This is a genomic window from Mediterraneibacter hominis (assembly GCF_014287475.1).
GTDB lineage: Bacteria > Bacillota > Clostridia > Lachnospirales > Lachnospiraceae > Mediterraneibacter > Mediterraneibacter hominis.
Genome location: NZ_JACOPF010000001.1, coordinates 1851031 through 1874495, shown reverse-complemented (window position 1 = coordinate 1874495; position 23465 = coordinate 1851031). Strand labels below are relative to the sequence as shown.

The window sequence follows — 23465 nt, the reverse complement described above, 5'->3', positions numbered from 1 at the left end:
GAGGGAGATGAGGAAGAACTATGGCGAAGGCAGAAGGCAGATTGATTGCAAACAATAAGAAAGCATATCACGATTATTTTATATTGGAAAAATATGAAGCGGGAATTGTACTTCATGGGACAGAGGTGAAATCTCTGCGTATGGGAAAATGCAGCGTCAAAGAGGCGTTTATCCGGATCGAGAACGGGGAAATGTTTATCTACGGTATGCACATCAGCCCCTATGAGAAAGGAAATATCTTTAATAAAGATCCCCTGCGCGTCAGGAAGCTTTTGCTCCACAAAAAAGAGATTGACAAAATCTACGGAAAAATGAGAGAAAAGGGGATCACAGTCGTTCCCTTACGTGTGTATTTCTCAGACAGTCTTGTCAAGGTGGAGATTGGGCTTGCGAAAGGGAAAAAGCTGTATGACAAAAGAGAAGATATTGCAAAGAAAGATCAGAGAAGAGAGGCACAGAGAGAATTTAAAAACAGTGGGAAATTTTAAAATCCCACTGCTTTTTTTACGGCATCTATGTCTTGCGTGAATACAATTCCGTCCATTCCAAGCGCTCTGCCGGCCAGAATATTCTTCTCTGTATCATCAATGAAAAAGCAGTCTTTGGGTTCCAGGTGAAAGGCTGCAAAGAGATGACGATAGATTTCAGGATCAGGCTTTGCCATCTTAAGAGGCGCGGAAAATACAATTCCGTCAAACAACTTTAAGATTTCGAATACGTTCGGCGCTTCCTCGGCAAATTTAGTGGGCGCATTGGAAAGAAGATAAATACCGGCATTTCGTTCTTTTAGTTCGCGGATAAAATCCCAGGTTTTGGGAAGCGGCATAACATAGCGGATCCATTCTGCAAAGAAGGCACGTCCGTTTTCTTTTAGCCGATCGGGGAGAAGAGAGATGGCAATCTGCGCGTTTTCCTCATAGTCTATGGCACCGGCGTCCAGAGCCTGCCAGTTCCTGAACAGGATGGAGGAGAGCAGAGTAAAATCCTCTTTGGAGGAACAGAAGTGCTTCAGAATGGAATCTGCCTGAAAAGTTCCTACAACATTTCCGAAATCAAAGATGATATTTTTATAGTACATTTTTATATTCCTCCCTGTAGATAAATTACCCGTTTATAAGCTCCAGCAGAGATGGGAGAAGCGCACAAAGAAACAGAAGAAGCGCAGCGAGAAAACAGAGTATTTTCGCAGCGCGCCGCATCGGGGAGGCTGCCGGAAGCTGCTCGTCAGAAATGTCGTCGTCTGTTACGGGAAGGGTAATCCTCTCTATGATCTCTTTAGCCTGGGGCAAATCTTCTTCGTCTACATAGATCGTTTCTCCAAATACAGAGGTTCCCATATAAAGATTCATATAATCTCCGCTTCCTTTGGACTGTCTGTAAGCGCTGATACCCTGGTTATGCAGAGCTTCTATGAGCATATCTGCTTCTATGTGATCCGAACAGGAACAGGCTTCGACAGGCTTCATTCCTCTCATAAAATTTCCTCCTCTAAAGACAAAATTACCAGAAGTAAATTGGTGTGTAATCCGCCAGATATAGTTTCATTCCTTTATAATCCCTGAAGGATATTCAGATAATCCTGACGCTGATCTACAATAGCATAGATGATGACGGTTTGCTTGGCTTCATTTATTTTATAGAAAACGAGATCTTTATCAAGAATCAATACTTTATAGCCCTGTCTTTTTAGAACCATATAATGGGGAGCTGCACCCAGAAAAGGATTTTCTTCTAATAGAGAAATCTGTTTTTCTATTGCATCTAGTTTTTCAAGCGCGGTTTCAACTCCAGAGTTTTCAGCGGCAGACAAAATAATCTTTCGGAGTCCACAGTCTGCCGTGTCAGTTCTCAGAATTGTATACTTTATCATATTCCGCTGCCTTTTAAGACTTTCCGAAGGTCGTTAAATGTATCCTTGACAGGTGCGATTCTTCCAGTATTTACATCTTCTTCTGCTTCTGCGAGAATTTCCAGAAGTTCGATACGGGATTTCATCCTTTGATATTCTTCGTATCCAAGGGAGACAGTATCACCCCTGCCATTTACGGTTATGATAACCGCTTCATTTTTTTCACGGCAACATTTGGAAATTTCGCTGTAATGATTTCGCAAATCTGCGGAAGGACGAATGGTTTCCTGTAATGGCTGCATTAAAACACCTCCTTTATATAGTCGTATTATATCACAATAAGACTATAACGGATACATTTAATTTAAGTTTTCAGCAAAATTGCGTAACAGTTCAGCCATACAGTGTACGGGAAGCATAAAACATGCCTGCATGTTTTTGCGAGAGTACATCTGTATGGCTGTCTGTTACAAAATTGTTGCTGGCAGAGTTACACTTCGGCGCGAAAAATGTGTAAAGCACGTTCTTTTTATGCCGTATATTTTTCCAATGTTGTGCGTACGGCGCCTTTGCCTGCTGTCATTTCTTTGAAGTAGTCACAAACCAATTTTGCCATGTTGACATCATATAGGTTTACACCAAAAATCTTGGCATTTTCCAGGATTGGCTTTAGTTTGGCTTCTGCGTCAAAATCGCTTCCCAGTGTGATGTCTGCAACATACGGGCAAACTGTATCCAGAAGTGGATCCGGGCTTAATGCAAATGCCTCACCATTGTCGTTGACTGCCATAAGATAACGCAGCCACCCTGCGAATACAAGTGGAATCAATTTTAAGTCCGCGGTATCAAGCTCTGGTGACGCGGCATATGCCTTGATAGTTTCGCCAAAACGGATAGCAAGCTTCTGTGAGGTATCTGTGGCAATACGCTGTGGAGTATCCGGCATAAATGGATTCGGGACACGTATATTTAATACGGTGTCGATAAAGTCTTTCGGATCCAGGATGCCTGGATTTATGACAACCGGAAGTCCTTCTTTATAGCCGATCCCCTCTACCAATTTTTTCAGGGTTTCGTCTTTCATTTCCTTAGAGATCAAATCGTATCCGAGCAGACACCCAAATACGGCAAGCGCGGTGTGAAGCGGATTGAGACAGGTGCAGACTTTCATTTTCTCTACCTTATCGACTGTCTCACGTGCGGTAAACATCAACCCGCCTTTTTCCAGTTCGGGTCTGCCGTTCGGGAAAGCGTCTTCAATGACAAGGTACTCACATTCCTCTGCGTTGACAAAGGGGGCAATGTAAGTATTTTTTCCGGTGATGACAGGATCCAATTCCTCCACACCGTCCTTTTGCAGAATCGCTTCTACGGATGGATCCGGACGGGGGGTGATCTTGTCGATCATAGACCAAGGGAAGGACACCTTCTGTGGGTTTTTGATATAATCTGCAAAGGTGGTGTCTACTAGTTTATTTTCTACCCATTTTTCTGCAAATGTACTTACGGCATCGTACAGTTTCGTCCCGTTGTGGGAACAGTTGTCCATACTTACCATAGCGATTGGCTTTTGCCCTGCGAGAAAACGTGCGTAGAGGAGAGCTGCGACCTTTCCGATATAGCTTGCCGGTTTTTCAGGCCCTTTTTCCATGTCTGCTTTTACGTCCGGAAGTATGTCGCCCTTTCCATTTACAAGGCTGTATCCCTTCTCGGTGATAGTAAAGCTTGCCATCTGAAGGGTGTCTGCCTCGAAGATTTCTTTAAGGCGCGCAAAAGAGACTGCGTTGTCAGAATCTAGAGCAAGAGATTCTACAACACTTCCAACGACTGTCTTTTCTACATTTCCGTCTGCCTTCAGGGTGACGAGGATGCTGTATCCGTCATGCGGAAGATTCATTTTTTCAATGATTTCATAGTCATAGCCTTCTGCCACAATCAATCCAGTGTCAAGCACTCCCTCATTTAAGAGATTCTGTACGACATTTGCCTGGAAAGCGCGGAAGATATTTCCGGCGCCGAAGTGAATCCAGCGCGGACGTTTCTTTGTGTTCTCTGTGACAGCCGATCTGTCAAATTTAGGAAGTGCATATCCTTTTTCTTCCCATTCTTTGTGGTTTGCAAGACCTGCTTCATTTAATCTCATTATCTTGCTCCTTTCTCAATCGCTTCCCAAAGACCATTTAAATAGGTCGCGCCGAGAGCTCTGTCATAGAGGCCATATCCTGGCATTGCAACTTCTCCCCAGATCATACGTCCGTGGTCTGGACGGATCGGGCCGTCAAATCCGATCTCATAGAGGGCTTTCATAATCTCATACATGTCAAACGTTCCGTCAGTGGAAAGGTGAGCTGCTTCCTCAAAATCAGTCGGAGAGTTAAACTTTAAGTTTCTTACGTGTGCAAAATGGATCCTGCCCTTTAAAGAGCGAATCATATCCGGCAGATCGTTTTCCAGATTTGTGCCGTAAGAACCGGAGCAGAAGGTTACACCATTGTGCGGGTTGTCCACCATTTTCATCATACGGAGGATATTCGCTTTGTTGATGATGATACGCGGCAGTCCGAACACACTCCATGCCGGATCGTCTGGATGAATTGCCATATTGATATTGTATTTGTCACAGGTCGGCATAATGCGTTCCAGGAAGTATTTCAGGTTTTCAAAAAGCTTTTCATCATCAATGTCCTTGTACATTTCGAACAGCTCTTTGATATGCGCCATACGTTCTGGCTCCCACCCGGGCATAACTGTTCCGTTGGTATCAGCGGCAATGGAGTTGAACATATCTTCCGGATCGATAGCGTCTACGGCTTCCTGTGTGTAGGCAAGAACGGTAGAGCCATCCGGTCTTACACGTGCCAGCTCCGTACGAGTCCAGTCGAATACCGGCATGAAATTATAGCATACAAGGTGAATATCTTCCTGTCCCAAGTTTTCTAACGTTTCGATATAGTTATCAATATACTTATCTCTATCGGCAGAGCCCACCTTGATTGCGTCATGTATATTTACACTTTCGATTCCTGCGATATGAAGGCCGGAAGCCTCTACTTCTTCCTTGAGTTCACGGATGCGCTCACGGCTCCATACGTCCCCCGGCGCTGTGTCATATAGTGTTGTGATGACTCCGGTTACTCCCGGAATCTGGCGAATCTGCTGTAAGGTTACAGTGTCGAATTTACTTCCGTACCATCTCAATGTCATTTCCATAGTAAATACATCCTTCCTTTCCAATTTACAAATGAGAGTTCTGTTTGTTGTATAGCGTCAGTGTACAAGGAGCAACACGCCTCAAACCGCGTAATTTCGTCCTTCATCAACCCTATTTATTGCCCCTTGTACACCGACGCTATGGCTTTATTATATCCCATTTCCGAAAAAATCAAATTGGCGGAATTGCGGGACATATTGTAAAAGTTGCGGTATTTTATATCTGTCGGAAAAGATGGAGAGTTTCTAACTATAATGTAACCCCCTGTTTGAAGATTGCCATGTCATGGAATCCCGCTTTTTCTGACTTCACCTGTTTTCCGGAAGCAACAGAGACAACATAGTCAAAGAACTTGTCGCGCAGTTCGTAAAGGGTATCCCCTTCTACGAGTGTGCCGCAGTTAAAATCAATCCAGTTGTTTTTTTTCTCAAACAATGCATTATTTGTAGAGATTTTGATGGTCGGTACAGGAGAAGCGAAAGGGGTGCCTCTTCCAGTTGTAAACAGCACAATATGCGCGCCGGAAGCGGCGAGAGCAGTAGCCGCGACTAAGTCGTTTCCAGGAGCGCTTAACAGATTTAACCCTTTTACTTTAACCGGTTCGCCGTATGCCAAAACACCGGTCACTGCGGCAGTACCTGATTTCTGCGTGCAGCCCATAGATTTGTCTTCCAGCGTAGAAATACCGCCTTTTTTATTGCCGGGAGACGGATTTTCGTAGATTGTCTGATTATGGCGCTTGAAATATTCTTTGAAATCATTGATTAAGCTGACGGTCTGTTCAAAGATCTGCTCATCTGCGCAGCGATTCATAAGCTGTGTCTCAGCGCCGAACATTTCCGGTACTTCTGTAAGAATGGTTGTTCCTCCTTTGGAGATAAGCAGATCGGAAAAGGCGCCTACGGTCGGATTGGCGGTAATACCAGACAGACCATCAGAACCGCCGCACTTCATACCAATGACCAGTTCACTGCAGCTTATCGGTTCGCGCTGAAAACTACCGGCATATTCCGCAAGCTCAGATAAGAGCTTCAAGGCTTCTTCTATTTCATTGTCAGATTCCTGGCACACGAGGAATTTCACTCTATTTGGATTGTATTCGCCGATGTATTCTTTTAAAATGTCAATGTTGCTGTTTTCACATCCAAGGCCAAGAACAAGTACTCCGCCCGCGTTTGGGTGCTTAATGAGATCGGCAAGGATCTGGCGGGTATGCTCTTGATCGTCGCCCATCTGGGAACATCCGAAAGGGTGTGGGAAAGCTGCGACTGCCTCTATCGAACCACAGACAAGATCCTGGGCTTTGCGTTCGATAGAAGTGGCAACATTATTCACACACCCTACTGTCGGGATAATCCAGAGTTCGTTGCGCACGCCGACTTTTCCGTCAGGACGGCGGAATCCCTGAAAGAAACGTTCTTCGGTCGGCTCCAAAGTGGTATCCTGTTTGTTGTACGTATATGTCAGCAGATCTCCCAGACCGGTGCGAATGTTTTGGATATGTATCCAGCAGCCGGTGTGGATGTCTTCTTTTGCAAAGCCAATAGGGTACCCATATTTGATAATCTGCTCATCCTTCTTAATTTCGGTAAGGGCGAATTTGTGGCCTTGTGGGATATCCTCTTTTAATGTAAGGGAAAGATTATCTACCTCTACTGTAGTTCCGGCTGACAGTCCGGTAAGAGCCACTGCAACATTATCTTTGGGGTTGATTCTTAAATACGTTTTCATAAAAAAGCTTCCTTTCCTCTCTTTTTTATTTCATTATAATCTTGAAAATGTAAGTGCTTACAATTAAGCTACACCATTTTGAAACTTACGTCAAGTTAAAATAAAGAAAGGCAGATAAAATAAGAAAAAACCAGCAAAATAGATAAATTGGTAAAAAGTATTCAGCAGATATTACAAAAAAAGAGATTGTAACTTGTAAAATTATTTTATATAATGAAAAAAGAAAATGTAAGCGGTTACGCATAAAGGTGGCAAGAAGCGGCGGCAGGAGGCCGGCATGTGAAAACGGAAGGCAGGTGTATCCGGTGAACATCTATGATATAGCAAAAATTGCGGGGGTTTCTATTGCGACAGTTTCCAGAGTCGTCAACGACAGCCCAAGAGTCAGTGAAAAAACAAAGCGCAGAGTAAGGGCGGTTATGGAGGAATACCAATATACGCCAAATGTGTTTGCCAGAGGCTTAGGGCTGGACTCTATGAAGACAATCGGAATTATCTGTCCGGATGTGGCAGACTCCTATATGGCTGCGGCCGTAGCATTTTTGGAAAGGAGACTGAGAGAGTACGGCTATGACTGTATTTTGTATTCCAGCAGTCATCAGCAGGAAAAAAAAGAACAGGCGATAGAGCTGATACTAAAAAAACGGATTGACGCCCTGGTGCTGGTGGGATCTACGTATGCCGGAAACGGCAGCGATGATGATTCTACGGGATATATCAAAAGAGCGGCGGAGAAGATTCCTGTATTTTTGATAAATGGACATCTGGAGGGGAAAAACATATATAGTGTATACAGCCGAGACTACCAGGCGACCTTTGACGTAACCTCCAAACTGATTGAATCGGGAAGAAAGCAGATTTTATTTCTTACGGATTCACGCTCCTACAGTGCAAGGAAAAAGCTGGAGGGATATGAGGCCGCGCTGAAAAGTCATGGTCTGCCAGTGAGAGGGGAATTAAAGGTATATACGAAAAACCAGGTACATTATGTCAGAGACATTCTTCTGTCGAGAAGAGATTTGGAATTCGACAGTGTGCTCGCCACAGATGATGGATTGGCGGTGGGAGCCGTAAAATATGCTCATGCGAGAAGAAAAAAGATGCCGGAGGAGCTCTCGGTCATCGGATACAATAATTCAGAGCTTTCAGTCTGCTGTGAACCAGAGCTGACAACAATTGACAACACAGGAGAGAAGCTTTGCAATATTACCATTGACAATATGATGAAACTCTTAGGTGGTCAGAAGGATATACCAAAGGAGGTTCCGGTTGACTGTTGTCTGGTGAAACGGTGTACAACAGACTTTTAGCAAATATAGAAGGAGGAATTAAAAATGAGTAAACTAGAAGAATTAGGATTCGAGCTGCGTCATGTAGGGATTAACTGCGCGGACGAAGAAGAGGCAGACAATGTGGCAGGAAGATTTGATGAGATTTTTGGATTTTCTAAAAAGACTGGAAACAGTTCGGTATTTGCGGGAACCGCGGTGGAAGCGATGAAGACGCCGTATCTCGGAAAAAACGGACATATTGCTATTGGAACAACGGATATAGAAAAGGCAGCAGCGTACCTAAAAGAACAGGGCGTAGAGATAGATATGGAGACCGCAAAATATAAGAATGAAAAACTGATCGCAGTTTATATAAAGGAAGAAATAGGCGGTTTTGCGGTACATCTGGTACAGAAATAGCGAACTGCCGCAATGAGAAGTTGAGAAAAGTAAGATATGTTTACAAAAAACTATAATAATATAGGAGAGACAGGATTATGAAACAATTTATGGACAAAGATTTTCTGCTCGGCACAGAGACGGCGAAAGAGCTGTACCACGACTATGCGGCTAAAACACCAATTCTGGATTATCATTGTCATATCAATCCGCAGGAAATTGCGGAGGACAGAAGGTTTGAGAATATCACGCAGGTCTGGCTGGGAGGAGACCACTATAAATGGCGGCTGATGCGTTCAAACGGCGTGGAGGAAAAATATATTACAGGAGATGCATCGGATTGGGAGAAATTCCAGAAATGGGCAGAGACACTGGAACGGGGAATCGGAAATCCTTTATATCACTGGAGTCATCTGGAATTGCGAAGATATTTTGGATATGACGGCGTACTGAACAAAAGGACAGCAGAGGAAGTATGGAATCTCTGTAATGAAAAATTGCAGCAAGCTTCCATGAGTGTCCGGAACCTGATCAAACAGTCCGGCGTTACGCTTGTATGTACGACCGATGATCCGGCAGATTCTCTTGCATGGCATAAAATGTTAAAGGAAGACAGCAGCTTTGATGTGCAGGTACTTCCGGCATGGCGTCCGGACAAGGCAATGGGAATTGAAAAGCCTGCATTTGCAGAATATATGAAAACACTTGGAAGCGCAAGCCAGATGGAAATTCAGACATTTGCAGATCTGAAAAAGGCGCTGGAGTATAGAGCAGCGTTTTTCAATGACATGGGCTGCCGTGCGTCCGATCATGCGCTGGAATATGTCATGTATGTACCGGCGCCGGAGGAGGAAATCGAGAGAATATTTGCGAAGAAGCTTTCCGGCGCGCAGGTTACAAAAGAAGAAGAACTGAAATATAAGACTGCATTTATGCTGTTTGCCGGCGCCATGTATAACAAGCTCGGCTGGGTGATGCAGCTTCACTACGGCTGCAAGAGGGACAATAACACGCCAATGTATGAGAAGCTGGGTCCCGACACAGGATTTGACTGTATCAATAATTATGCGCCGTCAAGCGAAATGGCGGACTTCTTGGATGCGCTGCATAAAACAGGAAATTTGCCGAAGACGATTATTTATAGTCTGAATCCGAATGATGATGAAGCTATCGGCACAATTATCGGCTGTTTCCAGGATTCCAGCGCGGCGGCGAAGATACAGCAGGGCTCTGCGTGGTGGTTCAATGATCATAAGACAGGGATGACAAAACAGCTTACATCTCTTGCAAATCTTGGTTGCCTGAGTAATTTTGTGGGAATGCTGACCGATTCAAGAAGCTTTTTATCTTATACAAGACATGAGTATTTTAGACGAATTCTCTGTGATTTATTTGGAACATGGGTAGAGAATGGGGAATACCCAAAAGATATGGAAGTGCTTGGAAGAATTGTAAAAGATATTTCCTACAACAATGCGGTAAATTATTTTGGGTTTGAACTGGAGAATGTAGAATAAAAAGAATGTAAAACAGAAAGTTTAGGAAAGTCTAAAAGTGCTCGTAATTTTAACTTTTTAGAAGATTTTTGTATCTCTTAAGGTAAATGCCTCTGTTCAGCTAGAACCATAATTACGGAACTATTGCTGGACAGAGGCCAGGCTGACATCAAAAACAGAGGCAATCCGGTGTTTGTCTTTCTTTCCGTCCAGATACAGATGTATAGCATAGATCTTATCTTCAACAGATATCTTCCTTGTTAGATATAAAATGTGCTTCCTAAATAAACGATTATTTAATACTTCATCCCCCATTCTTTCCGCATTTTATCCATAATCCGCAGCACCTCTGCTGTTTCTTCATGGGGCAGCTGCGGACATTCACTCCATCCCTTTTCTAAAGCCTGACGGCAGCTTTCGATTTCATACTCCAGCCCGCTTATTTGTTTTGGAAGATATATTCGTTCCTGGCAGATATGCTTACGATTATACCATTCTATTTTTTCTGGATTATTAATGTTAGTCACTTCCATATATCCCTCATCGCCGTACAGCACCGCACGTCTGTCTAAAGCTGCACACATGCTGCTGTGCAGCACTGCCATTTTACCTCCTTCAAATTCCAGCGTTATACTATCGGACAGATCTACTCCTTTCTCAGACAGTACAGCTGCGGAAGTAATCTGTTTTATATTTTTCCCGAATATAATTCTGGCAAAATGCAGCAGATATATTCCCAGATCTAAAAGTGTTCCTCCTGCTAATCCAGGTTCCCGAAGCCTTGGGACATTCTGGATAGAATATCCCAGGTTCGCCGTTAAAGAAGATATTCTTCCTATTTTTTCTTTATCTATATTTTCTTTTATTATATTTACAAAGGGCATGTACCGTGTCCACAGCGCTTCTGTAACAAAACAGCCTTTTTCTGCCGCCAGCGCAAAAATTTCTTCTGCCTGTTCCGCATGTACTGTAAATGGTTTTTCACATAATATAGACCTGCCATAATCCAGACATAACTTCATATGTTCATAGTGCAGCATATGCGGTGTTGCAATATAAACCAAATCACACTCTGATTCCTTAACCATATCCTTATAGCTGCCAAATATCTGTCTGGCGCTATATTCAGTCGCGAATTTCCGTGCCTTTTCCTTTGACCTTGACGCAACTGCATATACACAGACTCCTTCCATTTCACGGATGGTCTGCGCCATTTTTTCTGCAATCGCCCCTGTACCGATAATTGCTACCTTTAGCATCACATACTCCTTTTTTGTATGTGGTAATCCCTGTTACTATTGTCTTTTTCAAAAACTTAGTATACAGGGAAATCCACGTTGTTATAAATGTAAGATCATCATTCTGTAATTTTGCTGTCAAGTGCTTTACATGCAATGATATACATAGCATGAGCCCATAGCAGAGGAACCGGAGATTCGTTCCACCAATTTGATTCCCATACCTCTTTGTATTTCGGAAAGTTCAGGTGTTCCAAAATCTGTTCAGGAAAGCAGCCGTTTTTATCAGCATGTGTTTCGCACCATTGTAAAAGTTCATCAGCTCTGGAATAATTTCCGGTGGTTGTATAATACCAGGATAACCAACAGGTCAACACGATCCATTCTCCGCCTCCATAGTAAACGTCTTTGAGATAGCGTTTTACTCCCCCGAATACCAGTTTATCTTCAATTTGGCGTATGGTTTTCTGAACAATAGGATCTTCAGGGGAGAAGACATTAAACGGAACAAAGAGCCAGAGGGAATTGCCGTCGATATCGCTGCTTCCTATATACTTTGGAAGAAAACCGGTCGTCTTGGCTGCATCTCTTAAAACAGTTCGGATCTTTTCGATCAGTTCAGTAATCTCCCTGTCTTTTCGAAATTCGTTAATCGCGATCAGGCCACCGGCAATACTTCCCAGTGTTCCAATCGAGCGTTTGCGCCCATATTCTTCCCATGGATCGTAACAGGGCATTTCCCAAGTCATTTTTAAATAATCAATAGTTAAGTTGATACTTTCACGGCATTCTTCCAGGATGGAGGTATCATCGGTTTCCTTAGCGTAATAGGCAATACCCCAGAGCCAGCTGCCGTAGCAGTCTGTCTGAAAATTGGGCCAGGAATTTCCACAGTTAACACCGTTTAAAGAGTATATTTCAGGCCATTTGGAAAAATAAAAGGGGACATCTGTATCGGACGTGTTCTGAGGTTCTATGTTTCCATCCATTGTAAAGCGGGCAGGCAGAAAATCAGATTCGTTTAAAGAGCATCCCGTATTCAGCTTTTCCTTTAAGGATTCTACAATAGGTTTATGCTTGAGTAAAGTACGATGCATCCAAAGAAGAAAACAGCGGGCAGAATCAGGATAACCGCCGGCTAAAGCGCCGCAGGCGGTGAAAATCCCATCACGAGGCCAGCAAAAGCGGAAGCGTGGAAAGGAAGGGGATGCAGGGAATGATCCGCAGGATTCTTGATTATTCAGTATGATATGTAAACTGATGTCTAATAATTCGTTTCTGTTCATTATAATATATCCTCCTTATATTTGGAATTGATTCCAAAATAAATATACAATATTTTGGGAGAAATGACAAGAAAATAATCAAAAAAATGAAAAAATGTTGACAATTACCCTTTATATTAGTAAGATAGAGCTAAAGCAAAATGGAATTGATTCCAAAAAAGGTTAAACCAGAATGCAAACATGGATAATAATCCAAAAAGAAAAAAGGAGGATTAAGAATGAAAAAACAATTAAAAACAGTTACCGGCGTATTGACAGCTGCTCTTTTGGCAGGTTCATTAACCGCCTGCAGTGAGGGGAAGACAGAGGAAGCAACAAATGAAACAAATAATAAAGATGGTGTAACGCTTCAGCTTTTGCAGTTCAAAGAAGATCAGGCGGCGATCGTACAGGCTATGATCGAGGACTTTAATGCTCAAAGCGATGGGATTACAGTAGAAGCTACGATTTTAGGAGACGACTTCTCGGCGACCAGGCAGGCAAGGTTTGCAGGTAATGACGGACCGGATATTTTTTTTGTAGAAGGTTATGGCGATGCCCAGACTTGGTTAGAGTATCTTACGGATCTCTCGGATGAAGAATGGGTATCGGATCTGGCAGATCATACGGTGGATGGAGTTACCTTTGATGGAAAGATATATGGATTCCCCATCGGACTGGAAGGCTACGGATTTGTTTATAATAAGGATTTGTTTGAACAGGCAGGAATTACCGAAGTTCCAACTACGCTCTCTGAATTACGTGAAGTGGATGAGAAGCTGAAAGCAAACGGGATCCAGTCAACATGTGACTGCATGTCGGAATGGTGGTTCACAGGACAGCATCTTTTGAGCCTTCCGTTTGCACTTGTGGACGAACCACAGGAATTTGCAGAATCGATAACATCAGGGGACGCAGTGGTTTCTGATGATCCCTATATGGATGGATTTTTTGATATCATGGATCTGATGGTAGAGTATGGACAGGGAGAGGATTCTATAGGTGTAGATTATAATACATCTATTGCAAAGTTTGCAGCGGGGGAGACGGCTATGATGATGACAGGAAGCTGGGCTGAAGCTTCTATGATATCCGCAAACCCGGACATGAATCTTGGGATTTTCCCGGTGTGTATGTCGGATGATCCGGCGGACGCCAGGATGGCAACAAATGTTTCCGCTTATTATGCGATCAATAATCAGTCTGAGTATGTAGAGGAAGCAAAAACTTTCTTAAACTGGATGCATGATAATTACCAGAAGTACTTCGTAGATCAGATGAACCTGATACCGGCTTTTACAGAGGGGATTACGGTTGACAGCTTAGGAATGACAGGAAAAGAGATCAGTGAATATGTAAATAAAGGTATTACCTGTCCGTTTGCATTTTATTTCTGGCCTTCAGGAGCAAAAGAAGAATTCCATGCACCACTTCAGCAGTATGCCGCAGGTATGGCGGATCGAGATGAAACTATGGACGAGCTGCAGAATATCTGGAACAAATATGCGGCCGACTAAATCTATATGGTGACGGGCTGTGCTGTTTTACGGTGCAGCCCTGTTGGACAGAGACAATAAAGTGCTATATTATTAGGGAGTTGTGCAAAAATGAACCAAAAAAGAAGAGCTATAATCGAATATATATGTTTTCTGGCCCCCATGTGCGTGATCTTTACTGTGATCAGCCTGGTTCCTTTTTTTGAAGGGATACGTTTATCTTTCCGTGATTGGAACGGCGTGAGTGCCACAAGCAATTTTGTGGGTCTGGAAAATTATATCAACATTTTCCAGGATGAAGGCTTTAGAAATGCCTGCCTTTTTTCTCTGAAGTTTGTAATATGCAGTGTTATTTTAGTAAACGTGATCGGACTTGCGCTGGCTCTCGCAGTAAATAGCAAGTTGAAGACAAAAAACATACTGCGCACTGCATTTTTCCTTCCGCAGCTGATAGGTGGACTTGTAGTTGGTTATATATGGAATTTTATTTTTTCAAATGTCTTTCCGAAACTTGCAGAAAAACTACAGTGGAGTTTTCTGGATGTAGGCTGGTTTACTTCTCCAACATATGCTTTTTTAACGATTTTAATTGTGTTTGTATGGCAGTATAGCGGTTATCTGATGATTATTTATGTTGCGGCCCTGCAAAATGTGCCTTCGGAACTGATTGAAAGTGCTAAGATAGATGGAGCTGGAAATTTTCAACGTCTCAGACTGGTTATTCTCCCATTGATTAGAAGTTCCATAACCATTTGTATTTTTCTGGCTATTTCAACAGCGTTTAAAATGTATGACTTGAATGTTTCACTGACGGGAGGATCTCCATTTAACAGTACGGTTTCGGCAACACTCTATATTTACAGAGAAGCATTTAAGAGTAATCGGTTTAGTTATGCAGCAGCAGAGGGTGTTCTTTTTGCGCTGGCTTTGGGAATTGTCACATTGATTCAGATGGCGGCGACCAGAAAGAAGGAGGAATAAGAGGATGAAAACAAAGACAAGGATCGTATTTGGCGTTTTTATTTGGATCATAGCGTTGCTTTATATTTCACCTTTGTATTTTGTTATATCCAATGCACTGAAGGGATATGAACAGGTAACAATAGATCCGGTATCAGCTCCTTCGCCGGTTATTTGGGAAAATTTTGTTGAGGCATGGAATGGTATGGGATATGTCAGAGCCTTTTTTAATACATTCATGATCACAGCAGGAAGTATCATAGGGATTATTATTGTATGTGCCCTTGGTGCTTATATGCTGGTTCGCAGATTCCCTCGTGTCAGCAGTGTGATTTATATTATTATCATATCGATGATGTTTGTTCCGTTTCAGGCAATGATGATCCCTTTGGTAAAGATTGCCAGCAGTTTGAATCTCATGAACCACTTGTTCGGAGAAATTGTGATATATGTAGGGTGCGGAGTCCCTATGGCAATGTTTTTGTTCCATGGATTCATCAAAAATATCCCATTTGAACTAGAAGAGGCAGCTATGATTGACGGTGCAGGAACATGGAGAACCTTCTGGCAAATCATTTTTCCTCTTTTGAAATCTATTACGATTACAGTAGCAATTTTGGATATGCTCTGGATTTGGAATGATTTTCTGCTTCCAGTCATTACAATCAGTAAAGAAAGTATGAGAACACTTACGTTGTCTTATTATTTTTACTTTGGTGAGTACGTGAATCAGTGGCAACTTGCTCTTTCTGCTGTTATACTATCTATTATACCTGCCATTGTTTTTTATTTCTTTGGTCAAAGGTATATTATTGAAGGAATTGTGGCTGGAGCAGTCAAAGGATGATTTCAGGAGGAGCTCATATGGGAGAAAAGACAGTAACTATAAAGGATGTAGCAAAAGAGGCAGGAGTAGGAGCAGGCACTGTATCCAGAGTTTTGAATGATGCCGTCCATGTAAGTCCAAAAACACGCAAAGCAGTAGAACTGGCTATGCAGAGATTGGGATATAAGCCCAATGCATTCGCCAGAGGATTGAAATCTAATAATTCATATAGTATGGGTGTGATTGTTGCGGATATTACGAATCCTTGTTTTTCAAAGATCATTCGTGGTATAGAGGGAACGCTGCAAAAAAGTGGTTTTGGAATGTTTCTTTTTGATACAGAAATGGATGAAGAAAAAGTGACCCAAAGCATTAATATAATGGAAGAAAAAAAGGTTTCCGGAATCTTTATCCTTGGGGAACATTTTGATACAAAGAAGATGCTGACGGATTTATATGTCCCGGTTGTTACAGTGACGTCACAAATTCCTATTTGTGGATATGAGCTCCCTTCGAATTTTGCCAGTATTACTATTAATAATGAACGTGCTGCATACAGTGCGATGGACTTTCTGTGTAAAAAGGGAAAAAGAAAAACAGTACTTCTGATGTCTTTAGCAGATGATGAAAATGTGGGAAAAGCCAGATACCAGGGCTATCAGAATGCATTGAAAGAGCATGGAATAGAAATAGATCAGGAACTGCTTTTTTTCAATCAGCGCCTATCTATGGAAAGCGGTTATGAGTGTATTTATAAGATTCACGAAAAGGGCGTAGATTTCGATTCAATATTTGCTGTATCGGACCTTACGGCTTTGGGAGCAATGCGGGCGCTTTCGGAATTAGGATATGCAGTTCCGGAAGATATTGCGGTAGTTGGATTTGATGGGATTGAGCAGGGAGCGTACAGTATACCTTCCCTTACGACCATAGATCAGCCCAGATTTTTGATGGGAGAAACTGCTGCCAAGATAATGTTGGATATGATCCATAAGAAAAAGGTGTTAAACAGAGAGATAATTTTAGATTTTGAGTTTGTAGAAAGGGAGTCTACAGGAAAATGATAAATGAATTTTATCTTGGAAGTTATGCATTAGAAGACCAGACGAGTATTTATAAATATAATTTTGATGATAGCAGGGGGAAATTTCTGCGTACAACAGCGATTGATGGCATTGCGAATCCATCCTACTTATATATTCATCCGAATGGAAAAATCATGTATTCTGTAGAAGAACTGAATCCGGAGGGAAGGATAGCAGTATATTCTCTGGAAAAAGAAAAGCTGAAATATCTGTATTCCCTTCCGTCACAGGGCGCTGATCCGTGTCACTTGGCTCTGGACGAACAAGGAGAATTCTTGTTCGTATCAAATTATACCAGTGGAAGTTTATCAGTGTTTCGACTAGATGAACAGGGGAAACCTGTTTTTATGTCCGATCATAAACAGCATACAGGCAGAGGCAAGGAGCCTGAACGCCAGGAAGGTCCGCATGTCCATTTTTCAAAAATGATAGAAGGGATTTTGTTTGTCTGTGATCTTGGACTGGATTGTATTATCTGCTATACTCTTGACAGGACGTCGGGGAAAATAGAAGAGTGCGGGAAAATTTTCCTTCCGCAGGGAAGCGGGCCAAGACATTTCGCAGTTCATGAAAGGTATAAAAACTTCTTATATGTCATATGTGAACTGACAGGTGATGTCTACATATATCAAAAGAAAAAATCTGATTATGAAATGATCCAGAAGATCTGTTCATTAGACGACAACTTCCGAGGGGAAAATACTGCGGCTGCAATCAAATTTAGCCGGGACGGGAGAGTCCTCTTGGTTTCCAACAGAGGAAGCGACAGCATTACAAGTTTTGTGGTACAGGAGGATGGTCTGCTGGAGAAGAAAAATATAATATCCAGCGGCGGAAGCGGTCCGAGAGATTTTGAAGTCTTCGGAAAATACCTTATCATTGCTAATCAATATTCCGGAAATTTAGCAGTGATAGAATATAGTGAGGAGAGTGGGAAGCTGAAACTGTTAGCATCTCGAGAAAAAGTAGATCAACCGGTCATGCTCTGTCCGATTATAAAATTATGAAAAATGGTATAGTTCTCATCTCTTTCTTCTGCCAGATTTTACGACTTTATCAGCGAACCAGTTTTGACGACAGATAGAAATTAAACAAAAAATTGGGAGCATATCACTTTATAGGAGTGAAGCTCCCGTTATTTTTGCGTCGGCTTATGAGTATTTATATGCCGGCATTCTCTGGGGGATATGCCGAATTCTTTTTTAAATGCGCGGTAAAAACTAGAATATTCTTTAAAACCAAATTGAAGGCAGATCCCGCTGATGCCTTCCCCACTCTGAATGGCGTGATAGCAGGCGGAGAGCCGCTTTTTTAAAATGTACTGGTGAACGGAAAGACCGGTATTTTCCTTAAATACATGGGCAATGTGATACTTACTTACATAGAATACGGAAGAGAGCTTTTCAAGAGAAAGATCTTCTTCTAAATGATCCTCGATATAATAGAGTAAATTCTGATAGAGGTTTTGCCCACTGCGGGCATCTTTAGGATTTTCACGCTCATGTGCCTGCCGGTTTAAATGAAGCAGTAAATCATTGACACAGACAGAGACCTGTGAGGCATGTCCAAAACGATCAGAGTGGATCTCCTCAATAAGGCGGAAAACCTTAGACTGGATTGCATTAAAAGCGATAACGTCATTGTGAAAAATATATTTCTTCATAACCATTGCACGCTGCATGAGATATACATAGTCCGAAGAAAGAGCAAGCAGACGATTGCAGAAATCTACGCTGATCCAGAGTACAAACCGGCGGTAGGGCTGCTCATGGCTGTTTATTACCGCATAATGATGGATACCTGGAGGAATCAAGACCACGTCTCCCCTCTTTAAAAGAAAGGAAGAATCCTCAATGATCATGGTCACATCCCCATCGAGAAAAAAATAAAATTCATAGTAAGAATGAGTATGATTTTCTATTTTGGAGAGATGACGGGTGCTGTAATAATAGATTTCAAAATCCTTTGCCAACATGTACTGGCGGGTACTGAATGTTGTCTGAAATTTCTTCTTCATGGGCGCAGCTCACTTTCCATTTGTTCTTTTGCATCAAGAATATAGTGGGACAATTCTTGTATTCTGTCGTTGTCCATACGGTTGACCGGTGCAGAGATACTAAAAGCATACCGTACTTTCCCAGAATGATCTATAAGACCTGCGGCAATACAGCGCACGCCTGTTTCGTTTTCTTCATTGTCCAGCGCGTAGCCCCGTCTGCGGACTTCCTCTAAGTTTTCTTTAAACTGTTTATAATCTGTGATGGTATAAGGAGTCATACGGACGATGGAGCTTCTTTCCCACAATTCCTGAACCTCGGACTCGGAAAGCTGGGCAGCGATCGCCTTGCCGACTCCAGAACAATACAGAGGAATACGGCTGCCAATTCGGGAAACCATCTGGATCCCATTCGTGAAGGACTCGACCTTATCGATATAGACGGCATCGATTCCATCACGTTCTACGAAGTGTACAGTCTCCTTTGTGATTTCCATCAAGGCTCTTAAATGAGGGCGGACAATGTTGACGACGTCTACCTTACCCATGATTTTATTAGACATATCGACAATTTTAAAAGTAGGTTCGTATTTGCCGTTTCCTTCGTTCTGTCTGGCATAACCCATATAAATGAGAGAATTTAAGACCCGATGTACCGTACTTTTGTTTAAGTTTAAATTACTGCTGATCTCCATCAAACCCAGAGAACCTTTCTCAGCGAGAAGCTCCAGCGTTTCAAATAGTCTGCCTGCAACCTGAATAGGATTTTTGTTTTCCATATAAAAGACTCCTGTTTCATAATATGGAACAAATTTTAGCATATTTTCCGGTCTTGTGCAACTGTCACTTATTCACAAAAGGAGTCCTTATATTTTAAGCATTATTCATACTTGACTTTTTAGCGTCACAGAGTATACTAGTAAATAAGATGTGTCACATAGCGGAACATATTTTCATAATATGAAACTTTATTGAAGGAGAATTGAGATGAACGAAGTATTAAAACAAATCGGAGAAATCGGTATTGTTCCTGTTGTTGTTTTAAATGATCCGAAAGATGCAGAGCCTCTTGCACAGGCACTTTGTGATGGCGGGCTTCCATGTGCGGAAGTGACATTTCGGACAGATGCCGCAGAAGAATCTATCCGTATTATATCAGAAAAATTTCCGAATATGCTGGTTGGGGCAGGTACTGTGCTGACGACGGATCAGGTAGATCGCGCGGTGGCAGCAGGCGCAAAATTTATTGTAAGTCCTGGCTTGAATCCGAGAATCGTAAAATACTGTGTAGAGAAACAAATTCCGATTACACCAGGCTGTGCAAATCCAAGTGATGTAGAACAGGCATTGGAGAACGGACTGGATGTTGTGAAGTTCTTCCCAGCAGAACAGGCTGGCGGACTTGCATATATTAAGGCGATTGCTGCACCATATGTAGGTGTGAAGTTTATGCCGACAGGTGGAATCAATGCAAAGAATGTAAAAGAATATCTTGCCTGTGACAAAATTCTTGCATGCGGCGGAAGCTGGATGGTAAAAGGGGATTTGGTCAAAGCAGGTGAATTTGATAAAATCAGAGAGCTTGTAAAAGAAGCAGTTGAAATTGTAAAGGAAAGCAGAGGTAAATAAAATGGCAAAGAAAGTAATTACATTTGGTGAGATTATGTTGAGACTGGCTCCAGAAGGATATTACCGTTTTGTGCAGGCAGATTCTTTTGGCGCTACCTATGGAGGCGGAGAGGCAAATGTTGCAGTTTCTCTTGCAAACTATGGATTTGACGCAAAATTCGTAACAAAACTGCCGAAACATGAAATCGGACAGGCAGCAGTAAATTCTTTGAGAAAATATGGAGTAGATACTTCCTATATCGCACGCGGCGGAGACAGAGTTGGTATTTATTTCCTGGAAAAAGGCGCTTCCCAGAGACCTTCTAAAGTAATCTATGACCGCGCTAATTCTTCCATCGCTACAGCAAGTGCCTCTGATTTTAATTGGAAAGAAATATTTGACGGTGCAGAGTGGTTCCATTTCACAGGTATTACACCAGCCTTAAATGACGACGTAGCAGCAATCTGCCTGGAAGCGTGCAAGGCTGCAAAAGAGGCAGGAGTTACAATTTCCTGCGACTTAAACTACAGAAATAAATTGTGGTCTAAAGAAAAAGCCGGCAAGGTGATGGGTGAACTCTGTCAGTATGTAGACGTATGTATCGCAAATGAAGAAGATGCAGCAGATGTATTTGGAATCAAAGCGGCAGATACAGATGTAACAAAAGGAGAAGTAAACCACGAAGGCTACAAAGATGTAGCAAAACAACTGGCAGATAGGTTTGGATTCTCTAAGGTTGCGATTACATTGAGAGAGTCTATCTCTGCAAATGATAATAATTGGTCTGCAATGTTATATGATGGAAAGGATTACTATTTCTCTAAGAAATACGCAATGCGCATCGTAGACCGTGTAGGTGGCGGAGACAGTTTCGGAGGCGGACTTATCTGTGCTTCCTTAAACGGATATGATTCACAGGCGACAATCGAGTTTGCAGTTGCAGCTTCCTGCCTGAAACACTCTATTGAAGGGGACTTCAATATGGTATCTATGGACGAAGTGCTGAAGCTGGCAGGTGGAGACGGCTCTGGACGTGTTCAGAGATAACATGCCTGCAAAAGAAGGCGAGGCTTTCTTAAAAAATAGCTAACCCATTTTAAAATAATATAGATTAAGTCGAGAGATGCTGTCTGCCATGCAGCATCTCTAATAATATGCGGAGGTATAACCATGAATAAATCCTTTGATCTTTTAGCGCTTGGAGAAGTACTGCTGCGTCTGTCACCGCCTAGCAATGAGCGGCTTGTCCGCGGGGAAACACTGCAAAAGCAGGTAGGAGGCGCTGAATTAAATGTCGTATCGGGCGTATCCCTCTTGGGACTTCGCACAGGCATAATTTCAAAGCTTCCTGCCAACGACATTGGAACCTATGCAAAAAATAGGATTCGTTTCTGTGGAGTCAGCGACGATTACCTTGTATATGACGATTCCCATGATGCGCGTCTGGGGGTATATTACTATGAGAATGGAGCATATCCGAGAAAACCAGGGATTGTATATGATCGGATGTATACCTCTATAAATAAGATTGCTGTTTCTGATTTCGAGGAAGAACTATTCGCTTCGACCCGCTGTTTCCATACAAGCGGAATCACACTGGCGTTAAGCAGTCAATGCAGAAAAACAGCAGTTGAGATGATGAAAAGATTCAAAGAAGCAGGGGCACTCATTTCGTTTGATGTGAATTTCCGCGGCAATCTGTGGACGGGGAATGAGGCACGGGAGTGTATCGAAGAGATTTTGCCCTATGTAGATATTTTCTTCTGCTCTGAGGATACGGCGCGCCTGACCTTTTTAAAAGAAGGGAACGCAAAATCGATCATGAAGAGTTTTACAGAAACATATCCGATCTCTATTGTTGCCTCCACGCAGCGCATTGTGCACAGTCCGAAAGTGCACACGTTCGGCTCTGTGATTTATGATGCGCGAAAAGATACCTTCTATGAAGAAGAACCTTACCGTAATATAGAAGTTGTAGACCGGATTGGAAGTGGAGATGCGTATGTATCCGGCGTGCTCTACGGGCTTTTGTCTAAGCCGGATGACTGCCAGAGGGCATTGGAAATCGGAAATGCGACCAGCGCAGTGAAAAACACAATCCCAGGAGATTTGCCGTCCTCAGATTTGCGCGAAATAGAGACAGTAATAAAAGCACATAAAACAGTAGGACCGCAATTAGAGATGGAGAGATAAAGATAAATTTAACTGACGAAAGAATGGTACGCAAAAAGAGAAGGCAGTGCAACGCAGGTCAGGGCTCCACTGTGGTAAATCCGATTGAATGTTTGTAACAGTGTAGAAGCATATCGTCCATTGGAACTCCATGCTTCCCACTTAACAAACAGAACAATCTGTATCTACCACGCTCCGCTTAAAATTCCCTGCTTATGCACTGCCTTCTCTTTATGCTTACGTTCTTCCCCAATTAAATTCACAATTTTGAACAGAACCGACTTCACGTTGTTATGGACCTCCAATAAGAAGTATCTATACTACTTCTTATTGGAAATACATAGTAGCGTGAAGCCGATTTTTTCCGCCTGAAAATATAAACTTAAGCTGGCGAAAGTGTGAGTGTGAAAGAGATGCTTTGCGTGAGTGAGGAATTCCGGCGCAGCCCTGACGAACGATGCAAAGCATCTCTTTCACACGTCCTTTTGTCAGTTAAATTTATATTTCTTTTATTAATTTTTGAATGGTTTCTATATCTTCTTCTAACATTTCTGCTATCTTTTCTTCCCATGCCTGCATATATTTCACCTCGATCTTTTCACTAGATTTGATAGCGTGGATTCGTTTCTAGATATTATATATCCTCTCACTGGTACAAGAGGTACTTACCTCCTCTGTGGTATGCTTCATATCATTAGCGGTTCTTGTGGTATTCCTTCGGTATATTGTCCGCGGGTATTTAAAAATATACGTGCTGTTCTGTCCTGCAAGGATAATCCAGGAACCTCCTCATAATGTATTAAGAAATAAAGATACTTCTCTTTTCCTAATATAGATAGATGCTAGAAAAGGTACTCTTAC

The 23465-nt window shown here is 42.3% G+C and carries 23 protein-coding genes; 12 read left to right on the top strand and 11 right to left on the bottom strand.

All coding sequences use genetic code 11. The annotated features are described in order from the left end of the window. Window positions 1–20: 20 nt before the first annotated feature. Window positions 21–488 (top strand): SsrA-binding protein SmpB, encoded by a 468-nt coding sequence (smpB, locus tag H8S37_RS09105; protein ID WP_186875653.1) that lies wholly within the window; start codon window positions 21–23, stop codon window positions 486–488. Here smpB and H8S37_RS09100 read toward each other — a convergent pair. The 7 genes from H8S37_RS09100 to H8S37_RS09070 all read right to left on the bottom strand — a co-directional run bounded on the left by H8S37_RS09100 (window position 485) and on the right by H8S37_RS09070 (window position 6791). Continuing rightward, the gene (locus H8S37_RS09100; RefSeq protein ID WP_186875652.1) at window positions 485–1078 is read right to left on the bottom strand and encodes an HAD family hydrolase; all 594 of its coding nucleotides are present in this window, start codon (window positions 1076–1078) and stop codon (window positions 485–487) included. The two genes, smpB and H8S37_RS09100, sit on opposite strands and share 4 nt — an antisense overlap. A 25-nt stretch (window positions 1079–1103) precedes the next feature. Next, complete coding sequence (locus H8S37_RS09095) at window positions 1104–1475, bottom strand: putative signal transducing protein (protein WP_186875651.1); 372 nt, start codon at window positions 1473–1475, stop codon at window positions 1104–1106. 74 nt (window positions 1476–1549) lie between these two features. Next, a complete protein-coding gene (locus H8S37_RS09090) occupies window positions 1550–1870 on the bottom strand; it encodes a type II toxin-antitoxin system RelE/ParE family toxin (protein WP_207723889.1) in 321 nt (106 codons plus the stop codon). Further along, a complete protein-coding gene (locus H8S37_RS09085; RefSeq protein WP_186875650.1) occupies window positions 1867–2151 on the bottom strand; it encodes a type II toxin-antitoxin system Phd/YefM family antitoxin in 285 nt (94 codons plus the stop codon). Before H8S37_RS09085 ends, H8S37_RS09090 begins: the two co-directional genes overlap by 4 nt. Window positions 2152–2378: 227 nt before the next feature. Further along, window positions 2379–3992: a mannitol dehydrogenase family protein gene (locus tag H8S37_RS09080; RefSeq protein WP_186875649.1), complete on the bottom strand. Its 1614-nt coding sequence runs from the start codon at window positions 3990–3992 to the stop codon at window positions 2379–2381. Then, the gene (uxuA, locus tag H8S37_RS09075) at window positions 3992–5059 is read right to left on the bottom strand and encodes a mannonate dehydratase (RefSeq protein ID WP_186875648.1); all 1068 of its coding nucleotides are present in this window, start codon (window positions 5057–5059) and stop codon (window positions 3992–3994) included. The genes H8S37_RS09080 and uxuA overlap by 1 nt, the downstream gene beginning before the upstream one ends. A gap of 250 nt (window positions 5060–5309) precedes the next feature. Then, window positions 5310–6791, bottom strand: a complete 1482-nt coding sequence (locus tag H8S37_RS09070) for a UxaA family hydrolase (protein ID WP_186875647.1) — start codon at window positions 6789–6791, stop codon at window positions 5310–5312. Between the two features lie 305 nt (window positions 6792–7096). On the opposite strand from H8S37_RS09070, the gene H8S37_RS09065 reads away from it, so the two are divergent. The 3 genes from H8S37_RS09065 to uxaC all read left to right on the top strand — a co-directional run bounded on the left by H8S37_RS09065 (window position 7097) and on the right by uxaC (window position 9978). Continuing rightward, window positions 7097–8101: a LacI family DNA-binding transcriptional regulator gene (locus H8S37_RS09065; protein ID WP_186875814.1), complete on the top strand. Its 1005-nt coding sequence runs from the start codon at window positions 7097–7099 to the stop codon at window positions 8099–8101. A 24-nt stretch (window positions 8102–8125) separates the two neighbouring features. Next, window positions 8126–8482, top strand: coding sequence for a VOC family protein (locus tag H8S37_RS09060; RefSeq protein WP_186875646.1), 357 nt, complete (start codon window positions 8126–8128; stop codon window positions 8480–8482). 77 nt (window positions 8483–8559) lie between these two features. Continuing rightward, a complete protein-coding gene (gene uxaC, locus H8S37_RS09055) occupies window positions 8560–9978 on the top strand; it encodes a glucuronate isomerase (RefSeq protein WP_186875645.1) in 1419 nt (472 codons plus the stop codon). 275 nt (window positions 9979–10253) lie between these two features. On the opposite strand, the gene H8S37_RS09050 is transcribed toward uxaC, so the two are convergent. After that, window positions 10254–11216, bottom strand: a complete 963-nt coding sequence (locus H8S37_RS09050) for a Gfo/Idh/MocA family protein (protein ID WP_186875644.1) — start codon at window positions 11214–11216, stop codon at window positions 10254–10256. 98 nt (window positions 11217–11314) lie between these two features. Further along, complete coding sequence (locus tag H8S37_RS09045) at window positions 11315–12481, bottom strand: glycoside hydrolase family 15 protein (protein WP_186875643.1); 1167 nt, start codon at window positions 12479–12481, stop codon at window positions 11315–11317. Window positions 12482–12699: 218 nt separating this feature from the next. Between H8S37_RS09045 and H8S37_RS09040 the strand changes: the two genes are divergently transcribed. The 5 genes from H8S37_RS09040 (at window position 12700) to H8S37_RS09020 (ending at window position 17834) form a co-directional block, all read left to right on the top strand. Further along, window positions 12700–13977, top strand: a complete 1278-nt coding sequence (locus tag H8S37_RS09040; RefSeq protein ID WP_186875642.1) for an ABC transporter substrate-binding protein — start codon at window positions 12700–12702, stop codon at window positions 13975–13977. A gap of 90 nt (window positions 13978–14067) precedes the next feature. Beyond that, window positions 14068–14937 carry a carbohydrate ABC transporter permease gene (locus H8S37_RS09035; protein ID WP_186875641.1) on the top strand — a complete coding sequence of 290 codons (870 nt, stop codon included), beginning with the start codon at window positions 14068–14070 and terminating at the stop codon, window positions 14935–14937. Window positions 14938–14941: 4 nt separating this feature from the next. Further along, the gene (locus H8S37_RS09030; RefSeq protein ID WP_186875640.1) at window positions 14942–15763 is read left to right on the top strand and encodes a carbohydrate ABC transporter permease; all 822 of its coding nucleotides are present in this window, start codon (window positions 14942–14944) and stop codon (window positions 15761–15763) included. A 17-nt stretch (window positions 15764–15780) separates the two neighbouring features. Further along, complete coding sequence (locus tag H8S37_RS09025) at window positions 15781–16806, top strand: LacI family DNA-binding transcriptional regulator (protein ID WP_186875639.1); 1026 nt, start codon at window positions 15781–15783, stop codon at window positions 16804–16806. Then, window positions 16803–17834, top strand: coding sequence for a lactonase family protein (locus H8S37_RS09020; protein ID WP_186875638.1), 1032 nt, complete (start codon window positions 16803–16805; stop codon window positions 17832–17834). The genes H8S37_RS09025 and H8S37_RS09020 overlap by 4 nt, the downstream gene beginning before the upstream one ends. A 128-nt stretch (window positions 17835–17962) precedes the next feature. On the opposite strand, the gene H8S37_RS09015 is transcribed toward H8S37_RS09020, so the two are convergent. Together H8S37_RS09015 and H8S37_RS09010 are read right to left on the bottom strand one after the other, a co-directional pair. Then, on the bottom strand, window positions 17963–18844 hold the full coding sequence (locus H8S37_RS09015; protein WP_186875637.1) for a helix-turn-helix domain-containing protein: 882 nt from the start codon (window positions 18842–18844) through the stop codon (window positions 17963–17965). Next, window positions 18841–19602 (bottom strand): IclR family transcriptional regulator, encoded by a 762-nt coding sequence (locus tag H8S37_RS09010; RefSeq protein ID WP_186875636.1) that lies wholly within the window; start codon window positions 19600–19602, stop codon window positions 18841–18843. Before H8S37_RS09010 ends, H8S37_RS09015 begins: the two co-directional genes overlap by 4 nt. A 208-nt stretch (window positions 19603–19810) precedes the next feature. On the opposite strand from H8S37_RS09010, the gene H8S37_RS09005 reads away from it, so the two are divergent. The 3 genes from H8S37_RS09005 to H8S37_RS08995 all read left to right on the top strand — a co-directional run bounded on the left by H8S37_RS09005 (window position 19811) and on the right by H8S37_RS08995 (window position 22625). Further along, on the top strand, window positions 19811–20452 hold the full coding sequence (locus H8S37_RS09005) for a bifunctional 4-hydroxy-2-oxoglutarate aldolase/2-dehydro-3-deoxy-phosphogluconate aldolase (protein ID WP_186875635.1): 642 nt from the start codon (window positions 19811–19813) through the stop codon (window positions 20450–20452). A 1-nt stretch (window position 20453) separates the two neighbouring features. Beyond that, window positions 20454–21479, top strand: a complete 1026-nt coding sequence (locus H8S37_RS09000; protein WP_186875634.1) for a sugar kinase — start codon at window positions 20454–20456, stop codon at window positions 21477–21479. Window positions 21480–21602: 123 nt separating this feature from the next. Continuing rightward, the gene (locus H8S37_RS08995) at window positions 21603–22625 is read left to right on the top strand and encodes a sugar kinase (RefSeq protein WP_186875633.1); all 1023 of its coding nucleotides are present in this window, start codon (window positions 21603–21605) and stop codon (window positions 22623–22625) included. Window positions 22626–23465: the final 840 nt, after the last annotated feature.

Coding starts and splice junctions, on each gene's coding strand:
- smpB (WP_186875653.1), top strand. CDS start 21: ATGGCGAAGGCAGAAGGCAGATTGATTGCAAACAATAAGAAAGCATAT.
- H8S37_RS09100 (WP_186875652.1), bottom strand. CDS start 1,078: ATGTACTATAAAAATATCATCTTTGATTTCGGAAATGTTGTAGGAACT.
- H8S37_RS09095 (WP_186875651.1), bottom strand. CDS start 1,475: ATGAGAGGAATGAAGCCTGTCGAAGCCTGTTCCTGTTCGGATCACATA.
- H8S37_RS09090 (WP_207723889.1), bottom strand. CDS start 1,870: ATGATAAAGTATACAATTCTGAGAACTGACACGGCAGACTGTGGACTC.
- H8S37_RS09085 (WP_186875650.1), bottom strand. CDS start 2,151: ATGCAGCCATTACAGGAAACCATTCGTCCTTCCGCAGATTTGCGAAAT.
- H8S37_RS09080 (WP_186875649.1), bottom strand. CDS start 3,992: ATGAGATTAAATGAAGCAGGTCTTGCAAACCACAAAGAATGGGAAGAA.
- uxuA (WP_186875648.1), bottom strand. CDS start 5,059: ATGGAAATGACATTGAGATGGTACGGAAGTAAATTCGACACTGTAACC.
- H8S37_RS09070 (WP_186875647.1), bottom strand. CDS start 6,791: ATGAAAACGTATTTAAGAATCAACCCCAAAGATAATGTTGCAGTGGCT.
- H8S37_RS09060 (WP_186875646.1), top strand. CDS start 8,126: ATGAGTAAACTAGAAGAATTAGGATTCGAGCTGCGTCATGTAGGGATT.
- uxaC (WP_186875645.1), top strand. CDS start 8,560: ATGAAACAATTTATGGACAAAGATTTTCTGCTCGGCACAGAGACGGCG.
- H8S37_RS09050 (WP_186875644.1), bottom strand. CDS start 11,216: ATGCTAAAGGTAGCAATTATCGGTACAGGGGCGATTGCAGAAAAAATG.
- H8S37_RS09045 (WP_186875643.1), bottom strand. CDS start 12,481: ATGAACAGAAACGAATTATTAGACATCAGTTTACATATCATACTGAAT.
- H8S37_RS09040 (WP_186875642.1), top strand. CDS start 12,700: ATGAAAAAACAATTAAAAACAGTTACCGGCGTATTGACAGCTGCTCTT.
- H8S37_RS09035 (WP_186875641.1), top strand. CDS start 14,068: ATGAACCAAAAAAGAAGAGCTATAATCGAATATATATGTTTTCTGGCC.
- H8S37_RS09030 (WP_186875640.1), top strand. CDS start 14,942: ATGAAAACAAAGACAAGGATCGTATTTGGCGTTTTTATTTGGATCATA.
- H8S37_RS09025 (WP_186875639.1), top strand. CDS start 15,781: ATGGGAGAAAAGACAGTAACTATAAAGGATGTAGCAAAAGAGGCAGGA.
- H8S37_RS09020 (WP_186875638.1), top strand. CDS start 16,803: ATGATAAATGAATTTTATCTTGGAAGTTATGCATTAGAAGACCAGACG.
- H8S37_RS09015 (WP_186875637.1), bottom strand. CDS start 18,844: ATGAAGAAGAAATTTCAGACAACATTCAGTACCCGCCAGTACATGTTG.
- H8S37_RS09010 (WP_186875636.1), bottom strand. CDS start 19,602: ATGGAAAACAAAAATCCTATTCAGGTTGCAGGCAGACTATTTGAAACG.
- H8S37_RS09005 (WP_186875635.1), top strand. CDS start 19,811: ATGAACGAAGTATTAAAACAAATCGGAGAAATCGGTATTGTTCCTGTT.
- H8S37_RS09000 (WP_186875634.1), top strand. CDS start 20,454: ATGGCAAAGAAAGTAATTACATTTGGTGAGATTATGTTGAGACTGGCT.
- H8S37_RS08995 (WP_186875633.1), top strand. CDS start 21,603: ATGAATAAATCCTTTGATCTTTTAGCGCTTGGAGAAGTACTGCTGCGT.